Raw genomic sequence first — 20,230 nt, 5'->3', positions numbered from 1 at the left:
TCGTACTCGCCGTTGTCGTAGTTCGCGCCGGTCACCGTCGTGAGCGGGAACTCCGACGGCTGCAGGAAGTTGCGACGACGGATCTCCGCGGCGTCGATGCCGAGCTCGTCCGCCGCGATGTCGAGGATGCGCTCGAGCAACGCGGTCGCCTCGGGACGGCCCGCGCCGCGGTACGCGCCGGTCGGCGTGGTGTTCGTCGCGACACTGCGTACGGTGAACTCGATCTTCGGGATTCGGTACACGCCCTGCGCCATCGTGCGCGTGAAGAACGGCAGGAACGCGCCGATCGCGGGATAGCCGCCGGCGTCGGCGATCGCGGTCGCGCGCAGGCCGACGATCGTGCCGTCACGCTTGAGCCCGAGCTCGACGAGCTGCACCTGGCCGCGGCCGTGGACCATCGAGACCATGTTCTCGGAGCGCGTCTCGGTCCACTTCACCGGCCGCTGCAACACGAGTGCGATCTTCGACGTGACGATGTGCTCGACGTACAGGCCGGCCTTCGGACCGAAGCCGCCGCCGACCGCGGGCGCGACGATGCGCACGGCCGCAGCGTCGAGACCCAGCGCGGTCGCGAGCGGTGCCTGCAATCCGTTCGGGCCCTGCGTCGGCACCCACGCGGTGAGCTCGGGAGTACCGGGCACCGCGACGATGCCGTTGCCCTCCATCGGCACGCCCGCGACCCGCTGGTTCTGGAAGGTCTGTTCGACGACGACGTCGGCCCCGTCGAACACCGTCGGATCAGTGCCGAAGTTCAACTCGAACGCGAGGTTCGAGCCGTGGTCCGGGAACACGAGCGGCGCGCCGTCGGCGAGCGCGGCTTCCGCATCGACGACCACGGGGAGCGGGTCGTAGTCGACGATCACCTGCTCGGCCGCGTCGACCGCCTGCGTGCGCGTCTCCGCGACGACCGCAACGACGACGTCGCCGACGAAACGCACGGTGCCGCGCGCGAGCGGCGGGCGGTTGAAGACCGGCGGCAGCATCGCGAAGCCCTGCTGGTCGGGCAGGTTCAGGTCGTCGGCGGTGTAGACGCCGAGCACGCCCGGCATCTCGCGCGCCGCGCTGGTGTCGATCGACTCGAGGCGCGCGTGCGCGAACAACGAGCGGACGAAGACGACGTGCGCGAGGTGGTCGAAGTGCAGGTCGTCGAAATACTGCGTCTCGCCGCGCAGCACGCCGGGGTCTTCCTTCCGGCGCACCGCGTTCCCGAGGATGGATCCCGACCTGGCCATCGTGCCCCCTTGCAGTGCAACGGCGGGCCGGACACTACCGGTCGCCCGCTCGATCCGGGATCAGCGATCAGCGATCAGCCGGATACGCCTTGGCGATCGCCGCGAGCGTCTCGTGCAGCTCGGTGATCGTCGCGTCGACGATCTCCGCGACGGGCCGCACCGCGTCGATGCGCCCCGCGACCTGGCCGCCGAACGCGAACGCGGCGTCGAGGTTGCCGTTGAAGTAGAGGTCGAGCACACCGCCGAGCTCGCCGAGCGACACCGCTTCCTGACGCTCGAGGTCGCTGCTGCGCGGCGTGCGCAACACACGGAACGCGGGCTGCGCGAAGCGGTTCAGCAACACCGTGTCGCTCTCGGTCGACTCGACGACGAGCTGCTTGTAGCGGTCGTGCACGGGCGACTCGGCCGCGCTGAGCATGCGCGTGCCCATCTGCACGCCTTCCGCGCCGAGCACGAACGCGCCCGCCATCGACCGACCGTCGACGACACCGCCCGCGGCGATGATCGGCACGTCGACATGCGACGCGACCAATGGCAGCAGCACCATCGTCGACGCGCCCGACGGATGCTTGAACCCGCCGCCTTCGTTGCCTTCGACAACGAGCCCGTCGACACCCGCGTCGACCGCCTTGCGCGCGCCCCGCAACGACGGGACGACGTGAAAGACGGTGAGGCCCGCGTCCTTCAGGATCGCGGTGTACTTCGTCGGGTCGCCGGCCGACGTCGTCACGAAGCGCACGCCGTTCTCGACGACGAAGTCGACGATGCTCGCGTCGCGCACGAAGAGCTGCGCGATGTTGACGCCGAACGGCTTGTCGGTGAGATCGCGCATCTTCACGATCTCCTCGCGCACCGCGGCGAGGTCGCCCGACGACGTCTCGATGATCCCGAGCCCGCCCGCGTTCGACACCGCCGACGCGAGCTGCGCACGCGCGATGTAGCCCATCGGCGCCTGCACGATCGGGTAATCGACGCCGAGCAGCTCGGTGACCCGGTTGCGCACCGGTGGTGGTTTCACGGTCACGACGCCTCCTCGTCGGGCTCGCAACCTTCGCCCTCCTGACGCCTCACTCGACGAGTCGGCCGGGCCGCAAAGCGCCCCGGCCGTCGAACGCCGACAAGATCGGCAACTCGATCATGAGGCCGCTGCCACCCGTCGGACGGCCCATGAAGCGCGCGACGTCGTCCATGATCACCTTCCGGCCCGCGTCGGAATCGAAGAACTTTTCGTCGAAGTCGGCGCGCGTCTCGAAGTGCAGCTCCGCGATGCCGTCGACGTCGCGCCCGCCCGGTGTGTACGCGCGCCGCACGACATGCTGCCGGTAGTCCCAGAGTCCGACGTGGTGCTCGAGCGCGAGCGGCGTGTGGCGCTCGGTCCAGTGCCGCACGAACTGTTCGTGGTTCATCGCATCGGCGCGCCGCATGAAGGACACGAGCTTGACGCCCGGCGCCTCGGTGCCGTCGGGCCACTCGCGCGCGTACGCCTTCGGGTGATCCGTGCGCACGCGCCACACGTCGACGCGGCGAGCGAGGCGATAGAGCTCGTCGCGACCGGGCAGGTCGTCGAGGTCGTGCGCCTGCGCGAGGCCGAGCATCACGAACGCGTCGACCATCGACGTGAGACCGTCGGGACCCGGCGGGCGCGCGTAGATCCCCTGATCGGGCGCCGCGAAGTTCAAGGTCAGGTCGTCGAGACCCTCGTGCTCGCATGCGAGCGGAGCCCACTCGCCGACGAGTGCGGCGCGGAACTGCTCCGCGGTCGACGACGCGAGCCGCCACACCGCGACTGCGAGCTGCTCCACGCCGGACCTCCGCGACGGCCACCTCGATCGGGCGCAGCGTAGGCCCCGAGACCGCTCGCGCGGATCGCGCACCGTCGAGGTGCTGCGTCACGCGCGAAACGCGTCCATTCCCGGGAGCTCCAGGACGCGCCCGTCGTCGTGCACGAACCAGCCGGTCGCACCCGCATCGCACACCAGCTGCGCACCCGCGTCGATCCCCGAGAGGAACGCCGCCTTGGAGAGCGCCGCCGCCCACCACGCGTCGGCCGCGACGACCGTGGCCGACGCGAGACCGGTGTGCAAGCCGGTACCGGTCGCGGGATCGATGCGGCCGTGCAGCGCGCGACCGCGCCCGTCGCGCGAGGTCGTCGCGACCGCGCCGGTCGCGAGACGGAGCTCGCCGAGACCGTCGTCGACCGCCACGCGCCACGCATCACCGGACATCGGTTCGCCCGCGACGCGCAGGTCGCATCCGAAGTGCACGCACGCGCCACGCGCGCCGGCGGCGACGAGCGCGCCGGCGACGAGGTCGGCGGCGTAGCCCTTGCCGATCCCACCGAGGTCGAGCACCACCCCTGCCGGCAAGGTGATCGCCGAGACCACCGGATCGAAGACGATGCCCGCGCACCCGAGCGACGGCGCGGGATCCGCGGGCGCGGTCGCGATCGGTCCGTCGTGCGCGATCACGGCGAAGCCGCGGTCGTAGCCCGCGGCGCGCAGCGCGGGGAGCACGGTCGGATCGAAGCGGCCCGCGGTGCGCTGCCAGGCGTCGACTGCGCGCGCGACGACGGCAAAGGTGTCGCGCGACACGACGACCGGCACGTTCGGTCGTGCGTTGAGCCGGCAGAGCTCGCTCGACACGCGGAAGCGGCTCCACCGCGCCTCGAGCAGCTCGATGTGCGCTCGCGCGTCGTCGAGGAGCTCCGGATCGCCGTCGACGAGCACGACCCGCGCGTCGCTGCCCATCGCGCGAAAGCGCGCCTCGGTGACGACGGGCACGGCCTCCACGCTCAACTCGATGCCGTCACGATCGTGGTCGCGGCGGCGCGCTGCGGCGGCGCCCGACGCCTGCAGTCGGTGGTTCGTCGGCGCGTCGGCCATGTCCCCCATCGTCCCGTCTGCGGCGCGCGATCGCGGCGCCTGCTCGGGTATCGGCGCGCGCCGGCGCCGATCTTCAGCGCGGAGGCGCGATTGCCCGCCAGACGGTGCCGCCGAGGTTGTCGCCGTCGACCGAGAGGTCGGAGTCGGCGACCACGGCGTGGTCACGCGGCTCGGTGATGCCGTTCTCCTCGAGCTCGGTGTCGCGGTCGCCCCAGGCGAGCACGCCGACGCGGCAGTCGTGCAGCCAGTTCGACTCGACGCGCGTCGCGGTGGCGCCCCGTTCGAGCAGCACGCCGGTGTCGCAGTGCTCCACGACGTTCCACTCGATCCGGTTCGCGCGCCCACCCTCGACCGAGAACGCGCGCATCGTGCGCTTCACGCGGTTCTTCCGAACGAGCACACCTTCCGAGTCGCGCACGTGCACGCCGAACCAGCGCGTCTCGACGCGGTTCTTCGCGATGACACCGTTGGTCGTGCCCGCGAAGCGAATCGCGCACAGGTCGTCATGGCACTCGTTGTTCTCGATCCACACGTCGGATCCGCCCGTGACCTCGATGCCGACGCCCCATCGCAACCCGTGCTGGTAGTTGTCGAACGCGATCGACTCCGTCGCACCGTCGAACGTGATGTTGCCGCCGGAAACCACGTTCCGCTCGATCCGATGGCGCGAGCCGCCCGCGACCGCGATCGCTTCGACGTGGCAGCCACGCACCTCGACTGCGTCGGCGCGCCGCCGCGTGACGACACACGTCGGCGGGATGAACATGTATCCGGGCGCGCCGCCGGTCACCGAGATCCCGACCAACCGCGCGCGCGACGCGAGCTCGAACACCGCGTTGCCGTCGCCGACGACCTCGACGTCCGACGCGACGACTCCCGAACCGGCACGCACCGTCACACCTTCGGCGACCTTCAGCGGAAACGGCCCGTGTGTGTAACGACCCGCGCCGAGCTCGACGATGTCGCCGTCGCTCGCGCGCGAGAGCGCGTTGCCGAACGAGCGCTCCGGTTGACCGTTGCGCGTCACCGCACCCGCGACGCGCACGACGATCGGCGATCGGTCGCGCACACGCACGTCGACCGCGTACACCGTCGCGAGCGCCGGCACGAGCGCGCTCGTGATCTCCACGCCGTCGCCGCGAGCGGCCCATTGCACCGGCCGGCCGTCGCGCCGCGCGACGTCGACGATCTCCGCGTCGAGACCGCCGACCACGACGCGCTCGCGGTTCGCGGTGTCGACGACGTGGAGGCGCGTCACACCCGGGCTCCGCGACGCACCCGCCATCATCCACGTCGACCCTTCGCCGACGTTCGCGAACGGCTGGGAGTCGTGGATCACGTCGGCGTGCGCGTGCACCCAGACGCCCGCGTCGCGCAGTGCGCGTGATTGCAGCTCGGGGATCGACCCGTCGGCTTCAGGGCCGACGTTGAGTAGCAGGTGCCCGCCCTTCGCGACCGTCTCGACGAGCATCGCGACGACCTGCGCGCCGGTGAGATGGTCGGACGCGGATTCCGCGTGGTTCACGCAGAACGAGTGCGAAAGACCGCGGCACAGCTCCCACGGCCGGTCGGGCACGCGATCGGGTACGTCGTACTCGTACACCATGAAGTCGGAGTGCGACGCCCAGAAGCGGTCGTTCACCACGCCGTCGAGCCCGACGCGCGCGAGCGCCTCGTAGTACTCGGCCACGATCGCGTCGGAGCGCCAGACGTTCGGAGGATGACCCCAGTGACCGTCGCCCCAGAGAATCGTCGGCGCGAACCGCTGGACGAGCTCGCGGATCTGCGGGCGCATGTACGCGTCGACGTACGCGTCCGGATCGGGATACGCGGGATGCGACCAGTCGAGCAGCGAGTAGTACAGGCCGAAGCGCAGGTCGGCGCGCTGCGAGGCGTCGGCGAGCTCCGCGATCACGTCGCGATTCGGCCCGACGCGCGTCGACGTGCGCTCGCTCGACGCGGAGTCCCAGAAGCAGAAGCCGTCGTGGTGTTTCGTCACGGGCACGAGGTAGCGCATGCCCGCGTCGCGCGCGAGCTCGGTGAACGCGTCGGCGTCGAAGCGATCGAACGTGAGCATCGGCGCGAAGTCGTCGAACGCGATACCGGGCCAGTGCTCGGCGTGGTGCGCCATCACCTCGGGCAGCGGCGACGTCGGATGCAAGATGACGTCGGCGCGCGGCTCGAGATGCGACCAGTACCAGTCGGCGTACTCGTGCACCGGCGCGAACGCGGGCACGGTCGCAAGATTGGCGTGCACGAACATGCCGTACCGGCAGCCGTCCCACCACGCGGGCAGCGCGTGCGCGTCGATCGTCACGCGAGCCACGCCGCGACGCTGGCCATGAGGTAGCCGTCGAAGGCGGTGTCGGGGTCGGCACCGAGGTCGAGGTGACCGGCGAGCTCGAGGCTGACGACGCCGTGCGCGACCGCCCAGAGGAAGGCCGCGATCTGCTCGGGGTTCGAGTCCTTGCGCAGCATGCCCGCGTCGATGCAGCGCGCGATGCCCTCGGTGAGGACCCGCCGCGTCGCCTCGCTGCGATCGAGGTCGTCGGGATCGGGCGCGAACTCGGGCACCGGCCGTCCGAACATCACGTCGTAATAGTGCGGGCTGCGGCGCGCGGCCTTGCGGTACGCGCGGCCGAGGTCGAGCAGGTAGTCGGCCGGCTCCTCGGCGGCGTCGACGGCGGCGAGCTCCCGCGCGAGCCGGTCGAAGCCCTCGGCGTACATCGCGCGCAGGATGCCCTCCTTGCCGCCGAAGAGCGTGTAGATCGCCTGCGTCGAGGTGCCGACCGTGTCGGCGAGGCGGCGGGTCGTCAGCGCCTGCGGGCCTTCCTCGTGCAGCAGCGCGCTCGCGGCGTCGAGCATCGCCACGCGCAGCGAGTCGCCGTGCGCCGCTCCCCTGCGCCTCGCCATGGTTCCCCTCGTCGCCGGGATCGCTATAACGCTGTGATAATCGCACAGCGTTCGGTACCGTGCTCGCCCATGGCTCCCGGCACGCGCGGCGACAAGACGGTGATCACGAACCGCCGCGCGCGTCACGAGTACTTCGTGCTCGACGTGTTCGAGGCCGGCATGGTGCTGAAGGGCGCGGAGGTGAAGTCGATCCGCGAGGGCCGGGCGAACCTGCAGGATTCGTTCGTGCGGGTCGAGCCCGACGCGGTGCGGCTCTACGGCATGCACGTGTCGCCGTACTTCTACTCGCACGACGACCTCGACCCCATCCGTCCGCGCGAGCTGCTGCTCCACCAACGCGAGATCCACGAGCTCGCGCGCGCGTCGGACGAAAAGGGCGTCACGATCGTGCCGCTGCGCGTCTACTTCCGGGACGGGCGCGCCAAGGTCGAGATCGCGACCGCGCGCGGCAAGGCGCGCCACGACAAACGCCAAGCCCTCGCCGAAGCCGACGCGAAGCGCGACATCGAGCGTGCGATGAAGAGCCGACGACACCGCGACTAGCTCGAGCGACGCGCTAGAGCGACGCGAGGATCTCGAGCACCGTCTTGTTGTCGGCGATCTGCCACTGCTGCGTTCCGATCGCGTCGAAGCGCACGACACCCTGCGCGTCGACGACGAACACCGCGGGACGCTGTCCGAGGCTGAGCGCGCGACTCGCGACGTCGTAGGCGTCGAAGGTCGCGTGATCGCTGTCGGACACGATCGGGAACGGTGACGGGTGCTGCTTCGTGAAGCGGCCGATCGACTCCGTCGACTCGGGCGCGATCGCGATCACCGAGGCGCCGGCGGCCGTGAACTGGTCGATGTCGTCGCGCAACTGCGCGAGGTGCCGGCGGCAGAACGGTCAGGCGAAGCCGCGGAGGAAGACGACGACGACCGGGCCGTGCGCGACGAGATCGTCGAGCGCAACGACGTTGCCGACCGCATCGGGAAGGGCGAACTTCGGCGCCGGGTCACCGACCGACGCGTTGCTGCTGTGCACCGACATGCCGGCAGTGTACGGACCGGGATCGGAAAGGCCCCACTGATCAGGGGCGTAGAATGGTTCGTTCAGCAGTCAACCAGGGGGTGCGTGGCTTCGATTTCGATGTTCGAGATGGGTGAAGCGAGCCGACGTCTCCGGATCGTCGTGAAAGAGCCGGAACCATCAATACCTGCCAACGACAACTTGGCTCTCGCGGCCTAGGAAACTTCCTAGACGCGACGCTCGATCCGACTCCGTCACTCAGTCGGGACAGAGCGTCATCATGAGTGACTCACCGCCGGGACGGGCCCCGTGGCCCGGCGGGACATCACAGCGGGGCTGGGACAGCCACTGGACGCCGGTGAACGGCGGCTGACCGAGACCTACCCGCCGGCTGCGCTCGGAGAAGCCCCATCAACAGCTCGGAAGACGCGGGTTCGACTCCCGCCACCTCCACCAACCAAGACCCACAACTTCCGCGGTCCGCAGTTCCAGATCGCCAGCATGGGTCGTAGCGCGCCGACGTCGTCGCGCGACACGCTCGATCACTTCTCGATCTCGCCTCCGCCTCGGGGTTCCGGCTGCAAATCGTCGACGCGCTCGAGTTGCTCGCCGCGGTGGACCGGACCTACGACGACCTTGAGTCGACCTCCCAGCTCACGCGAGCAGCGCGCCACGAGCGCGCGGTGCTCGCCTATCGCTTCTCGATGCTCCCGCGAGCGCTCGGGCTCGTAGCCCGGTGGCACCTCGCTCCCTTCGCGCGTGGAAGCTCCGGAAGAAGGTGAACGCGTCATTGCACGGCCTCGGTGACGACCCTGCTCGCTTCCTTCGGACCGAAGGTCGGCGGCTTTGGCTGCGGTTCGGGAGTACCGAGGCGGACGACGATCGTGCCGGAACCAGGATCGACCTGGACGAGCTGGTTGCCGAGCCCGAGAGCCCAATACGTCGTCGCGGGTAGGCCCGGCACGAGGCTTCCGTCCTCGGTCTCGGGCTTCGCCGCGGCAGCCACGTTCGTCGCCGACAACGGACCCTTCAAGCGCCCGGGACGGTTCAGCCACCAGAGATACCCGTACGCCGCGTTCAGCCGCGACGACGACGCTCCCGTCGCGGCGTCGACCCATGCGCTCGACACGATCTGGTGCGTGCCCCACCGCCCGCGGTCGAGGAACAGCAACCCCAGGCGCGCCATGTCTTCGCAGCTCGACTGCATCCCTTCGTAGAGCAGCGCGTTGCCCGACGGATCAGTCGTGAGATGCGTGTGGTCCATGCCGATGGGCGCGAAGAGCTTGACGTGCGCGAACTGCACGACGTTCTCGTGGGTTGCGTGTCGCAGCACCTCATCGAGCACTTGGTCGGCGCTGTTGTTGTAGTCCCACACCGTGCCGGGAGCCGCGGCCTGATGCAGACCGACCGCGAACGCGTCCGCGTTCTTCGCGCGCACAAGCTGCCGGTAGTCGATCAGCGGACTCCACTGACGACCCGACACCCCGCTCAGGATGTCGCGAATGGTCACGTCCGAGGACGGCGTGTTGCGCCACTCGGGAACGTATTTCGACACGCGGTCGGTGACGCGTAGGTCGCCTTCGTCCTGTGCGATACCGATGAGCGTGCTCGCGATCGACTTGGTCGCCGAGAACACGTTCTGCGTGGTGTCAGGACCGGTGCCGTCGAAATACCACTCGCCGGCGATCGTCCCTCGACGCGCGACGACAAGGCAGCGGGACTTGCCGACGTGCGCCGTCTGCGCGATCTGACCGAGCGCGGTCGCCGAGAGCCCGACCGACGCGGGCGTGACCTTTTGCCAGGTGGCGCCGGGCACGGCCATCGGCACCGGGGCCGTCGTCGACGGTGCCGTCGACCTCGGGCGAGAGGTGTCGGACGCGGCGCCACCACTCGAGCAGGCGGACGCGAGCAGACCGAGCGCGAGCACGACGGCGGGGACACATCGTCGGGGGGTCATGACCGCAACGGTAACGCCCATGGAAATCGATTTCCAGACGGGGGATATCGTCTCAACGTGCGCGTCGCCGGCTCCCCCGAACCCCGGGTGACGATCGCCGACGTCGCACGCCTCGCAGGCGTGCGCCCGTCCACGGTCTCGAAGGTCTTGAACGACGGGCGCGGCAGCCCGGACGTCCGTCGCCGCGTCGAGGCGGCCGTCGCGCAACTCGACTACCGCCCGAATCGCCAAGCGCGCGGGCTCCGGCGTTCGGAGTCGCGCTCGATCGGCGTCTTCGTGCCCGACCTCGCGAACCCGGTGTTCCTCCCGTTCCTGCGGGGCGTCGAGCAGGTGGCACACGAACGGGGGTACGTCGTGTTGATCGCCGACGGTCAGCGCTCGGCGGCCGCGCAGGAGGCCGCGCTCGAGCGATTCTTCGATCAGGGCGTCGACGGCCTCATCCTCGCGGGATCGGCGACGAAGGCATCGCTCGACATGTACGTCGAGCACGGCGTGCCCGTGGCACCCAGCGTGGCCGACTACGACCGCGGTCTCGCGCGCCATTGGGAGCAGGGTGAGGCGCAGGCCACACGGGACATGGCGACACGATTGATCGAGCTCGGTCACCGGCGCGTCGCCTTCGTGTCACCGCCCGCGCCCCAGGGGCAACAGGGCCGGAGGTTGCGCCAGGGTCGCCTCGGCAACCTCGCGATGCTGTTTCGCGACGCGAACGCGCAGGTCGACATCCACGTCGTCGATCCGGCACGCGGCGCCGATGCGGCACGCGACGAACTGCGCGCGGTCGCCGAATCGCACGTGACCGCGTTCGTGTGCGGCAGCCACCTCCTCGCGCCGTGGTTGCTCCTTGCGCTCGACGACTCGCGGATCCGCCTCCCGCGTGACGCGTCGCTGGTGGTGTACGGCGACTCCGACTGGGCACGCGCCTACCGACCCGCACTCAGCGTCGTCAGCCGTGACACCTACGCGGAGGGCATGACGCTCGCGACCTGGCTCCTCGATACCCTCGCAGGCGCCGACGTCGAAGCGCCGGCCGGCATCTCCTCGGCCTACGTCGAGCGGCGCTCGACCGGGCGACCCCGCGCGCTCGATGACCCGGGACCGTCGGCGCGCTGAGGCTCGTCCGCGTCAACTGCGACGCGTCAGGCTTAGCGTCTCGCGGCAATGAGGGTGCCCGACCAGTGCGTGGCCGATCTCCGGGAGCGGGGCCATCTCGTCTTCGAGAACTTCCTCGGCGCGGACGAGTTGGCGGCTCGACGAGGCGGAGCTGTGGCCAAGTACGCGGGTGCCGTCGACTACGAACGATCGACCCGCTTCGCGCTCCTCGCCGAGTACGACATGTGGGCACCGCGCTGGACCGGCAGGGTCGCGTGGGCCGAGCGCGCCACGCAGCCCGCGTGGTTCGAGCTCATCGAGCGCGCGACTCCCCGGGAGCGATCGGTGTTCGGCTTCCCCGCGCCGGGCGACCCGTATTGGGACGAGCAGACCCTGGCCGACACCCAGGCGCGCTACCCCGGGGCCGATCTGACTCCCTACCGCTGAGGGAGCCGCGTCGCCGCGGGCACCGCGGCAGTCAGGCCAAGCCCGCTTCGTGCAGGGTCACATAGACCGATGTCGCAAGGGTTCCGGTGTTGTCGTCGAGCGTCGTGCTGTTCACGCCGATCGCGATGGTGGTGCCGGACTTCGGCGCGTAGAGGTTGACGACGCGATATCCGTCGGTCTCGCCCTCGTAGTACCAGACGGTTCCCAGCGCCTTGCTCGTGACCTGATTGACACCCAGGCCGTAACCCGCAGGATCGGACAGCGACGTCTTCGTGATCGGTTCGCCGGTTGCCGCCGACACCAGGCTCGTCAGCTCGCGCTGTTGGCGCTTCGGCAGTTCCTGGCCCGTGAACAATGCGTGATCCCACCGGCCGAGGTCTTGCAGCGAGCTGACGATCGCGCCCGCGCCCTGCGCCCACGAGATGCTGTTGCGCCGCTGGTCCTTGCCGAGCTGCGACGACATCATCGGCAACTCTTTGACCCAGAAATACCCGGCCGCCATGCGCCCGGTCACGGCCGGCGCGTAGTCATGCGCGGAGTAGAACGTGTTCTGCAGTCCGAGCGGTTCGACGATCTTCTCGCGCAGCCGCGTCGCGTAGCTCTCGCCGCTCGCGCGCTCGACGATCATCTGTGCGAGCACGTAGTTCGTGTTCGAGTAGCTGTAGCCCTTCGTCGCGGGCATTGGGATCGCGTACGCGACCAGCTCGGCCGCCGAGAACTTGCGGTTGGGCGCGGCGCCGAGGTCGCTCCAGAACGTCACCGAGCCCGTGTAGTTGGGGATGCCGCTCGTCATGTTCAAGAGCTGCTCGATCGTGACTCCACTCCACGCCGGATACTGCGGCAGCCACGTGCCCAACGTGTCGTCGATCGAGAGCTTGTGCTCGGCCTCGAGCTGCAGCATCAGCACCGATGTGAACGCCTTCGTGTTGCTCCCGATCTGCCACAGCGCGCTCGGCGGGACCGCGCGCCCCGCGCCGTATCGGGTCGTCCCCGCGGTCAGGCCGATGCCCGGCCGGCCGCCGCTCGACGTGACCGCGAGCGACACCGCGGAGATGTGCTCTTCGCTTCCGTAGCTCCTCAAGTAGCCGTTGAGCTCGTGGCGCAAGGATGCACGAACCGCGGCGGGCGCGGCGACGGAAGCGGGTGTCGCGCCGGTGGCCGACGCGCCCATGCTCGGCATCGCCGCGGTCGCGAGCAGCGCGCCGGCGACGACGACGACGGTCCTGATCATTCGGCGGGTTTTGACCGTCATCACGCGGCTCCTGTCAGGCCGTCGGCCAGGCGTTGGCGCGCTTGCACCCACAGCGCATCGAGTGAGTCGCCGAGGGTGATCTGAAACAGCGCGAGTCCGTTGATCGTCGCGAGCGCGAAGTACAGCTGATCGATGAAGCCCGGCCGACGCGCGACGTCGCCGATCGCGTCTCGCGCGACGCTCGCGATGCCTTCCGCGACTTCGCGCTCGACCTCGTACATCACGCGGCTCAGCTCAGGGTCGCTGCGCGAGGCCACCCACAGCTCGAGCGCGGCGTGGAACACCGGTCCCTGGTGCTCTTCCCAGAGCACGTCGAGTGCCTGCTCCACCGATACGGGACCGTTCGCGAATCGAGCGCGCGCTGCGGCGATGCGCTTCTCCGCCAGATACGAGACGGCCGCGCCCAACAACTCCGCGCGCGTGCGGAAGTAGGGAACCTGCGCTCCGCGCGCGTGCGGAAGTAGGGAACCTGCGCGCCGCGCGACATGCCCGCCAGCTCCGCGATCCGACCCGTCGTGGTGTTGGCGTAGCCGTACGTCACCAGGCAGTCGATGGTTGCGTCGAGCAGGGCGGTTCGGGTCTCGTCCCGCCGCTGGGCCTGCGTCCGGCGACCCGGGCGATCCGCGGCCCGAGTCTCGGTACATATCTGCACGGCTGCATATTTTCGCGGTATGCGCCGATTGCGCAACGTGGGCTACGGCCGACCTCAGTCGCGGGCCAATCGCGCGGGCGCCAGATCGGCGGCGCGGAGCCCGACGGCCGTCAGCGTCGGCGGCAATTCACCGTCGAGCACCAAGCCCGCGGTCGCGGCGGCCAGCGCGGGCGCGGTCTGGATTCCGTAGCCCCCCTGCCCGGCCAGCCAGAAAAGGCCGTCCACGTCCGGGTCGGGCCCGGCCACCGGCGTGCGGTCGGGTGCGAAGGTCCGCAGCCCGGCCCACGGGTGGGAGGCGTGCCGCAGCTCGACGCCCAGCGCGGCGCCGATCCGATCCAGCGCGCGGGCGACGTCGATCTCTTCGGGACGGGCATCCGCCGGCGGGCTCGGCGTCTCGTCGGCGGGCGAGCCGACCAACCGACCGCCCTCGGGCTTGAAGTAGAAGGCCTCGTCGACGTCGGTGACCATGGGCCAGGTCTGCGCGTCCTCCTTGCCGGGCGGATCGAAGATGAACGCCGTCCGCCGGTTCGGCACCATCCCGAGCGGGCGCGCGCCCAATAGCTCGCCGACGACGTCGGCCCACGCCCCCGCGGCGTTGACCACGATCCCGGCTTCGACCGTGACCCCGTCGCCTTCGAGCACCCAACGATTCGCGCTTCGGCGCGCCGATCGCATCCGCGCGTCGGTCACGAGGTGGCCGCCGGCCCGGCTCAGCCGGCGCAGGTACCCACCGAGCAGCGCGTCGACGTCGATGTCGGCGGCGCGCGGTTCCCACACTCCGCCGACGACGTAGTCGCTCGACAGCGCCGGACACAGCTTTCGCGCGTGCGCGGCGTCGACCAGTTGCAGGTCGGTCACCAACATCGAACCCGCGGCGTGCAGTCGAGCCAGGCTGTCGCGCTGATCGTTCCGTCCGATCGAGAGCGCGCCGCGCGGGCGCAACAGCGGAACCGCGCTGAACCCGGAAGGTGGATCGGCGAGAAACGCGCGGCTGCCGACGGTCAGGCGGCGCACGACCTCGTTCCCGTAGTTCTCGCTGAACAACGCGACCGAACGGCCCGTGGCGTGATGACCCGGCCGATCCTCGGCCTCGAGCACCGCGACCGCGGCACCCGCCGCGGCCAACGCGGCTCCGGCCGACACGCCGGCGATGCCGGCACCGATCAGCGCGACGTCGACCGCGAGGTGTTCGGAGCCATTCACTCCGGCGGCGCGTAGGTCGCGTCGGGGTCGCGCGGCCACAGCGGGCGCGCCGACCGCTGATGATCGAAGACCTCGACTCGGGTCGTCGTGAGACCGGGCGCGTCCGACGTCACGATGGCGGCCGCGACATCGCGGAACCCGGCGCGGAAGTGGTTCGACGACTTGAGCGCCACGATCTTGTACTCGGTCACGTCGATCCCGTGCAGACGGAAGATGGTGTCGTCGAACGTCTGCGCGCGTCGCTCGGCCACGATCACTTCGATGCCGCCGTCACGTCCGCCGAGGACGACACGCGCGCAACGACCCAACGACACCCGCGAGCCTTCCGCGAACGCACGCAACGTGAAGCGTCCGTCGGTGAGGCACTTCACGTAGGCATCGGTCTCGATGGTCTCACCGTGGACGCGGTCGTGCTTGGCTCCCAACCGCAGGTGCACGACCGCGCCGACGCCCGCGTCGTGACAGACCGCGACCGACTCGGCATCGCAGAGGAAGCCGAACACGGCGTCGTCCGCGCCCTGGTCGATCAGCGCCTGCAACAACTGCGTGCCGTCACCGGGCGCGCCGCCGCCCGCGTTGTCGTTGGTCTCGTTGATGACGATCGGCTGTCCGGTCATCTCGAGCGCGGCGCGCACGGCCTGATCCGGCGTCGGGTGCTCGACGCGGAATCGCTCCTTGGCGTCCCAGATCCACGCACCGACCTTCGCCGCGGTGCGACGCGCCAGGTCGATGTCGGCGTCGGTCGTCACCACGACGTGCACTCCCACCTCGGGAACGTCGGTGAAGGGAAAGCCGTGGAACACGGTGCAGTCGACCACTCCCGGTTCGGCCTCGAGCCGGCGGCACAGCTCGTTCATGTCGGCGGCCGGATGGCCCGGGTCGGTGGTCGACGTGGGGAGCAGGATCGGGAGGTGCTCGACATAGGTGCGCGGGCGCAGCGTGCCGTCGAGCAAACGGGGCACGAGCCGCATCGCTTCGTCGCCGCGCTCCCACTGGTCGGTGTGCGGATACAGGTGGTATCCGATCATCACGTCGAACGCGTCGGCCATCGTGTCGGACACGTTGCCGTGCAGATCGAGCGTGACGACGATCGGCACGCGCGGTCCGACGAGCGCGCGGACCGCGCTGCCGAGATCGCCCTCGAGGTCTTCCGCGTTCTCGGCCACGCCGCCGCCGTGCAGGTCGAGCGCCAGCGCATCGAGCGGACCGGCGGCGGTGATCGCGTGCAAAAGGTTGTCTCGCATCGACTGGTACGCGTCGGCGGCGACCGTCCCGGACGGCTGCGCGAACGACCACGACAACGGCACCAGCTCGGCGCCGAGCTCGGCGGCCGCGTCGATCATGCCGCCGACGCACGTGCGCGTTCCGCGGTGGACGCGCAGGATGTCTTCGCCGTCGACCCGAACGAAGGCATCCAGGTCCGTCGGACCAAGGGCTTCCACGGCGAAGGTGTTCGTCTCGTGGACGATGCCACCAACACCCACACGGAAGGCGGCGCGGGCTGAGGTCATGGGCGACGGATCCGGTTTTCGGTGGTCGGAATTGGACTCCCGTTGTACCCGATCGGGAATCGCCCCGACCCGGGAAGACGCGGTTCAGAACCGCCAGCGCGTCGAGCCGGGGCCCTCTTCGGTCGTACCGACTGCCGTCGCGCGGCGCGGCTTCACCTCGTAGACGAACCACGGCGGCGGCCCGAGCGTCGGCGCGTTGAACGGCGCGGTGATTCCGGCGCCGGACGCGTCGGGCTCGGCGGGCCAGCCACCTTGCGCCCACGCGGCCGCGATCTCCGCGATCACCTTCGGGTCGGTGACGAGTCGCGCGTCACCCGAGACCGTCGCGTCGAAGCTGCGCGTCGCGATGCTGATCGTGCAGCGCGGATCGCGCGCGACGTTCTTCGCCTTGCGCGTGCGTTCGCCGGTTTGGAACCAGAACGATCCCGCATGCCACAGCGCGCCCACGCTCGTCACGTGCGGGCTGCCATCGGCGTTGAGCGTCGTCAGCCAGAACGTCGCGCGGCTCGGCGACAGCGGGTCGTCGTGCGCCTGGCGATCATTGATCTGGGAGTCGACCTGCGACCACTCGATCGTGGGCAGGCCCTCGGTCTCGGCAAGGTTCTTCGTTTCCATGGTCGTAGAGACCGCACCCGATCGCGGAACTCATCGCGCACGCGCTCCTGTCAGCCGTCGCAGGCCGACCCGCAGATGTCGTTGCGCACGCGCGCGCGGCGAATCGTGCGCAATCGCAATCGCGCTCCCTCGGCAGGATCACCGCTCGACCGTATCCGGACGATTCGCGAGGTCGGGGTCGTGCGTCCGTGCCGAGCGGCGCCGGCTCCGCTAGCTTGCGCAGCGGGGGATCTGCGGGGCGGTGGCGGGCGAATGATTCGTTCGCGGGACTTCGCAATCGGAACGGAGGCCCACGGTGAAACGGCTCGTGATCGTCATCGCTGTCGCGCTCATGACACCACTGATGCTCGTATCGGCCGCGAGCGCGCACACGCTCCAGGCGAGCGCGTCGTGCACCGGCGCGACATTCACCTTCCTCCGGTTCAAGGACGGCGTGTCGCACACCGTGAACGAGACCGTGTCGATCGACGGCGCCCAGGTCGCCGCGCAACCCTTCACCTTCGACGGTCGCACCGGCACGAACACCGTTGCGATCACCGTCCCGATCGGGACCCACACGGTCGGGACGCATGCCGACTGGCAGACGCACACCGGGACCCGCGCGATCGACCGGCACCGACTCGTCTCCGGATGCGGGACCGCGCTGTGTCCGACGAGCTCCATCAGCGCCGACTTCAACGAGATTGCGATCCCGGACCACCGGACGATCTGGTTCAACAGCTCGTTCCGTGTGATCGGCGGCGACGCGTCACCGGTCACGTTCTCGACGCACGGCGGGCAAGTGACGTTCTCCGACAACGGAACCGACTACGTCGTGCCGATCCCGGACGCGACGATCACCTTCTCCCCCGCGACCGCGCAGGCGAGCGTCACCTTCAAGGGGAAGCACTGGTCGACCGATGTGCCCGCGGGGTTCGGCGACAACGTGTTCCTCTCCGGCGCGGCCTTCTCCGTGCCGGCCGGCGGACTCTCGGGCTCGATCAGCCCGGTCACGTGGACGACGCAGATCCTGAGCGACAACCCCAACGTCACCATCGAGTGGCAGTGGGCGGCGGCGGTCTTCGGTGGCCTCTCCGGCTACAACCACATGGGCGTGAAGCCGCTGCACTCGGCGACGCTCGACAAGTACCCGAACGGCGACGAGGCCGGGACGCCCGAGACCAACGCGAACTTCAGCACGGGTGGCGCCCGCGGATACGGCGACGGCGACGGCCACGGCTCGAACACCGCGTCGGCGACCTGCGCGCTCACCTCGTAACCCGTCGAACCGCAACCCGGCACGTCTCGTAGTCCGAGCGCGCCAGACGAATTGGATCGCGATCAGGTGGGCGATCTCGATCGGTTGCGCGAGGCGGGGCTCTACGACCCGTCGTCACCGATCCGGAGCAACGCAACCTTCCCGATTCACTCGTCTCCGACGTGCAGACGTTCCTGCTCGGCTGCGACCTCTACGGACGGGACGAAGCGCTGGCGTTCGCGCGCGTGCTCGGTGGGCGGCGACGCGCGTGATGGAGGCCGCGCGCGTCGTCACCGCCGACGTCGCCCCGCGGCTCGATCCCGAAGCGTGGTCAACGGACGCGCGCGGACTCCACGGCCTCCGCGGCGTCGGTGAGAAGGTGCAGCTGAGCGCGGCCGCGCGCCGCGCTCGCTAGCTGCTGACGTCGCCGACGTTCGCGCCGACCGGCGGCACCGTGGTGGTCGGGCTCGTTGACGTCCCCGACTTCGACTTGATGTTGCCCTTCGTCAACGCGTACACCGCGTACGCCGACGTCTTGGCCGTGTAGTCGTAGCCGAGGATGCCCGCGGTCGTGAACTTGTCGCGCTCCGCGTCGGGCCGCGACGAGTCCGTCTCCGCAGGGTTGTAGCCGTCCCGCACGTCGTAGAAGAACATCGGTCCGCCGAAGCTCCACTTGTGCCAGTCGATCACCGCTTCGACGATGAACGCGGCCTGCTGCGCGTCGCCGACACCGAAGCTCGGGTCCGTGTCCGACGAGTAGCCGATCTCGGTCGCCCAGATCATCTTGTTGCCGTCGCCGTTCTTCTGCATCACGTCGTGGAGGCGGGCCGTCTGACGGAACGCGTTCCACGGGAAGTTGGCCAACGGCGGCGCCGTCCCCGAGTACGGGTGGTGGCCGACGGCCGTGAAGGAGCCCTTGGCGCTGTTGTGCACCTTCTTGTTGCAGAGCGAGTTGTCGTACAGGCACATCAACCAGGTGAGGGGCTTGAACTGCCGCTTCGACTTCACCTTGTTCGCCGCCGGCGCGGTCCCGCCGGTGATGACGTCGGCCTTCGACTCCTTCGGCGACTTCCGAATGACCTTGTACGCGGCCTTCAGCATGTTCGTGTACTCGATCGGGTCGGCCTTGGGCGCGAATCCGGGTCCGTTCGGCTCGTTCCAGATCTCCCACGACGTGACGTGCGCGCCGACGACCCCACCGGGTCGATAACGCTGCACCGACTCGTCGACGAAGTGCGTGTAGTCGGCGACGTGCTTCGGATCCGGTCCGCACCGCTGGCTCTTGCAGCCCGCGAGCTCCGCCCACACCGGCGCGTACGTCGGAACCAACAGCACCTTGAGCCCGCGCGCTTCGGCGGCGAGCACGCGCTGGTCGATCGTCGTCCAGTTCCAGCAGTTCTGCGTGACCGTCGGCGAGCACGCGGTCTGCGGCTTGTCCTTCTTGCTCGGAGCATTCGGCTGGACCCACAACCAGGAGTCGTCGATGCGGGCCCACTTCACGCCGGTCTGCTGGGCCGCGGACAGATCCTGGATGAAGCACCCGTTGCCGACGTTGTCCGGGTTCCCCGCGCAGCCCGTCGGCGTCATCGCGAAGCCGAGGTCCTTGTACGCCGGCGTGTGCGGCGGAAGCTGATAGCAACCCGCAGCCGCGATCACCGCGACTGCGCAGATCACCAACATCACCCGTTTCCGCATCGATCGTCTCCCCGCCTCGGCCACGCGCCGACCGCGCTGCGTAGCTGCGGCCCGCCGCATCCCGCAACCGGCTCGCCCGTTCGCCCGCCCTACGAGTGGTGGACTCTACCGGGGCGACGGGCCATCCGTCACTGCGGGTTGCCGCTCGGCCACTCCTGTTGCGGCCGCGTCACAGCCGGGCGTCACGGGATCCGCGGGCAGGAAAGCCGGGCCGCGGCGGATCGCGGCCGTCGAGTGACGCCGTCCGGGGCGCGGGACGAAGCCCGGGACCCGCCGTGCGTAGTCGCGGTATTCGTCACCGAGCTCGCGGACGAGGTCCCGTTCCTCGAACCGCACGCCGACTGCGATGTAGCCCGCACCCCCGAGCGCGAACCGCAGATGACCCGCGGTCCTCGCTCCGCGATCGCGCGGTTCGTGAGCCCGTCCGCGACCAGCGCCGCGACCTCGAGCTGGCGGCGCGTCAGGGTCGGTCCAGCCGATCGCCGCAGGGCGCGCAACCCGAGGAACCGGCGGACCGGCCGCACGACCGCGTC

19 protein-coding genes, 1 other RNA gene and 1 pseudogene are annotated in these 20,230 nt (G+C 69.9%); 6 read left to right on the top strand and 15 right to left on the bottom strand.

Annotation, left to right across the window (positions count from 1 at the left end; translation table 11 throughout):
- The 6 genes from VH914_17920 to VH914_17895 form a co-directional block, all read right to left on the bottom strand.
- Positions 1 to 1,232 (bottom strand): xanthine dehydrogenase family protein molybdopterin-binding subunit (locus tag VH914_17920; GenBank protein ID HEX4493087.1); only part of this gene is annotated, 1,232 nt, incomplete at its 3' end.
- A gap of 67 nt (positions 1,233 to 1,299) precedes the next feature.
- Positions 1,300 to 2,250: a nitronate monooxygenase gene (locus VH914_17915; GenBank protein ID HEX4493086.1), complete on the bottom strand. Its 951-nt coding sequence runs from the start codon at positions 2,248 to 2,250 to the stop codon at positions 1,300 to 1,302.
- Positions 2,251 to 2,299: 49 nt separating this feature from the next.
- Positions 2,300 to 3,034 carry an EthD domain-containing protein gene (locus VH914_17910; GenBank protein ID HEX4493085.1) on the bottom strand — a complete coding sequence of 245 codons (735 nt, stop codon included), beginning with the start codon at positions 3,032 to 3,034 and terminating at the stop codon, positions 2,300 to 2,302.
- Between the two features lie 87 nt (positions 3,035 to 3,121).
- Complete coding sequence (locus VH914_17905) at positions 3,122 to 4,114, bottom strand: FAD:protein FMN transferase (protein HEX4493084.1); 993 nt, start codon at positions 4,112 to 4,114, stop codon at positions 3,122 to 3,124.
- A gap of 73 nt (positions 4,115 to 4,187) precedes the next feature.
- Positions 4,188 to 6,440, bottom strand: coding sequence for an alpha-L-fucosidase (locus VH914_17900; protein HEX4493083.1), 2,253 nt, complete (start codon positions 6,438 to 6,440; stop codon positions 4,188 to 4,190).
- Positions 6,428 to 7,027 carry a TetR/AcrR family transcriptional regulator gene (locus VH914_17895; GenBank protein HEX4493082.1) on the bottom strand — a complete coding sequence of 200 codons (600 nt, stop codon included), beginning with the start codon at positions 7,025 to 7,027 and terminating at the stop codon, positions 6,428 to 6,430. Before VH914_17895 ends, VH914_17900 begins: the two co-directional genes overlap by 13 nt.
- 69 nt (positions 7,028 to 7,096) lie before the next feature.
- On the opposite strand from VH914_17895, the gene smpB reads away from it, so the two are divergent.
- Complete coding sequence (smpB, locus tag VH914_17890; protein ID HEX4493081.1) at positions 7,097 to 7,570, top strand: SsrA-binding protein SmpB; 474 nt, start codon at positions 7,097 to 7,099, stop codon at positions 7,568 to 7,570.
- A gap of 13 nt (positions 7,571 to 7,583) precedes the next feature.
- Here smpB and VH914_17885 read toward each other — a convergent pair.
- A pseudogene (locus VH914_17885) lies at positions 7,584 to 7,901 on the bottom strand (redoxin domain-containing protein).
- A gap of 12 nt (positions 7,902 to 7,913) precedes the next feature.
- Positions 7,914 to 8,057, bottom strand: a complete 144-nt coding sequence (locus VH914_17880; protein ID HEX4493080.1) for a hypothetical protein — start codon at positions 8,055 to 8,057, stop codon at positions 7,914 to 7,916.
- A 76-nt stretch (positions 8,058 to 8,133) separates the two neighbouring features.
- Between VH914_17880 and ssrA the strand changes: the two genes are divergently transcribed.
- Positions 8,134 to 8,492, top strand: a transfer-messenger RNA (tmRNA) gene (gene ssrA, locus VH914_17875).
- Between the two features lie 331 nt (positions 8,493 to 8,823).
- On the opposite strand, the gene VH914_17870 is transcribed toward ssrA, so the two are convergent.
- Entirely contained in the window at positions 8,824 to 9,993 is a 1,170-nt protein-coding gene (locus VH914_17870) for a serine hydrolase domain-containing protein (protein ID HEX4493079.1), read from the bottom strand.
- 57 nt (positions 9,994 to 10,050) lie between these two features.
- Between VH914_17870 and VH914_17865 the strand changes: the two genes are divergently transcribed.
- Both VH914_17865 and VH914_17860 read left to right on the top strand, forming a co-directional pair.
- Complete coding sequence (locus tag VH914_17865; GenBank protein ID HEX4493078.1) at positions 10,051 to 11,106, top strand: LacI family DNA-binding transcriptional regulator; 1,056 nt, start codon at positions 10,051 to 10,053, stop codon at positions 11,104 to 11,106.
- Positions 11,107 to 11,154: 48 nt separating this feature from the next.
- Positions 11,155 to 11,532 carry a hypothetical protein gene (locus tag VH914_17860; protein HEX4493077.1) on the top strand — a complete coding sequence of 126 codons (378 nt, stop codon included), beginning with the start codon at positions 11,155 to 11,157 and terminating at the stop codon, positions 11,530 to 11,532.
- Between the two features lie 31 nt (positions 11,533 to 11,563).
- Here the strand turns inward: VH914_17860 and VH914_17855 are convergent, their stop codons facing one another.
- The 5 genes from VH914_17855 to VH914_17835 all read right to left on the bottom strand — a co-directional run bounded on the left by VH914_17855 (position 11,564) and on the right by VH914_17835 (position 16,765).
- Positions 11,564 to 12,763 (bottom strand): serine hydrolase domain-containing protein, encoded by a 1,200-nt coding sequence (locus tag VH914_17855; GenBank protein ID HEX4493076.1) that lies wholly within the window; start codon positions 12,761 to 12,763, stop codon positions 11,564 to 11,566.
- Positions 12,764 to 12,783: 20 nt separating this feature from the next.
- Entirely contained in the window at positions 12,784 to 13,113 is a 330-nt protein-coding gene (locus tag VH914_17850; GenBank protein ID HEX4493075.1) for a hypothetical protein, read from the bottom strand.
- Positions 13,114 to 13,490: 377 nt separating this feature from the next.
- Entirely contained in the window at positions 13,491 to 14,639 is a 1,149-nt protein-coding gene (locus tag VH914_17845; protein HEX4493074.1) for an FAD-binding oxidoreductase, read from the bottom strand.
- Positions 14,636 to 16,150, bottom strand: a complete 1,515-nt coding sequence (locus VH914_17840; GenBank protein HEX4493073.1) for a M81 family metallopeptidase — start codon at positions 16,148 to 16,150, stop codon at positions 14,636 to 14,638. Before VH914_17840 ends, VH914_17845 begins: the two co-directional genes overlap by 4 nt.
- An 84-nt stretch (positions 16,151 to 16,234) precedes the next feature.
- On the bottom strand, positions 16,235 to 16,765 hold the full coding sequence (locus VH914_17835) for a pyridoxamine 5'-phosphate oxidase family protein (protein HEX4493072.1): 531 nt from the start codon (positions 16,763 to 16,765) through the stop codon (positions 16,235 to 16,237).
- Between the two features lie 295 nt (positions 16,766 to 17,060).
- Here VH914_17835 and VH914_17830 point away from each other — a divergent pair, with 295 nt between their 5' ends.
- Together VH914_17830 and VH914_17825 are read left to right on the top strand one after the other, a co-directional pair.
- Positions 17,061 to 18,023 carry a hypothetical protein gene (locus VH914_17830; GenBank protein HEX4493071.1) on the top strand — a complete coding sequence of 321 codons (963 nt, stop codon included), beginning with the start codon at positions 17,061 to 17,063 and terminating at the stop codon, positions 18,021 to 18,023.
- Between the two features lie 250 nt (positions 18,024 to 18,273).
- Entirely contained in the window at positions 18,274 to 18,417 is a 144-nt protein-coding gene (locus VH914_17825) for a hypothetical protein (GenBank protein HEX4493070.1), read from the top strand.
- Here the strand turns inward: VH914_17825 and VH914_17820 are convergent.
- Positions 18,414 to 19,697 (bottom strand): hypothetical protein, encoded by a 1,284-nt coding sequence (locus tag VH914_17820; protein HEX4493069.1) that lies wholly within the window; start codon positions 19,695 to 19,697, stop codon positions 18,414 to 18,416. The two genes, VH914_17825 and VH914_17820, sit on opposite strands and share 4 nt — an antisense overlap.
- Between the last annotated feature and the right edge of the window lie 533 nt (positions 19,698 to 20,230).

It is taken from the genome of Acidimicrobiia bacterium (assembly GCA_036271555.1).
Classification (GTDB): domain Bacteria; phylum Actinomycetota; class Acidimicrobiia; order IMCC26256; family PALSA-610; genus DATBAK01.
The sequence above is the reverse complement of the archived record's forward strand: the minus strand, read 5'-3'. Positions and strand labels throughout refer to the sequence as shown.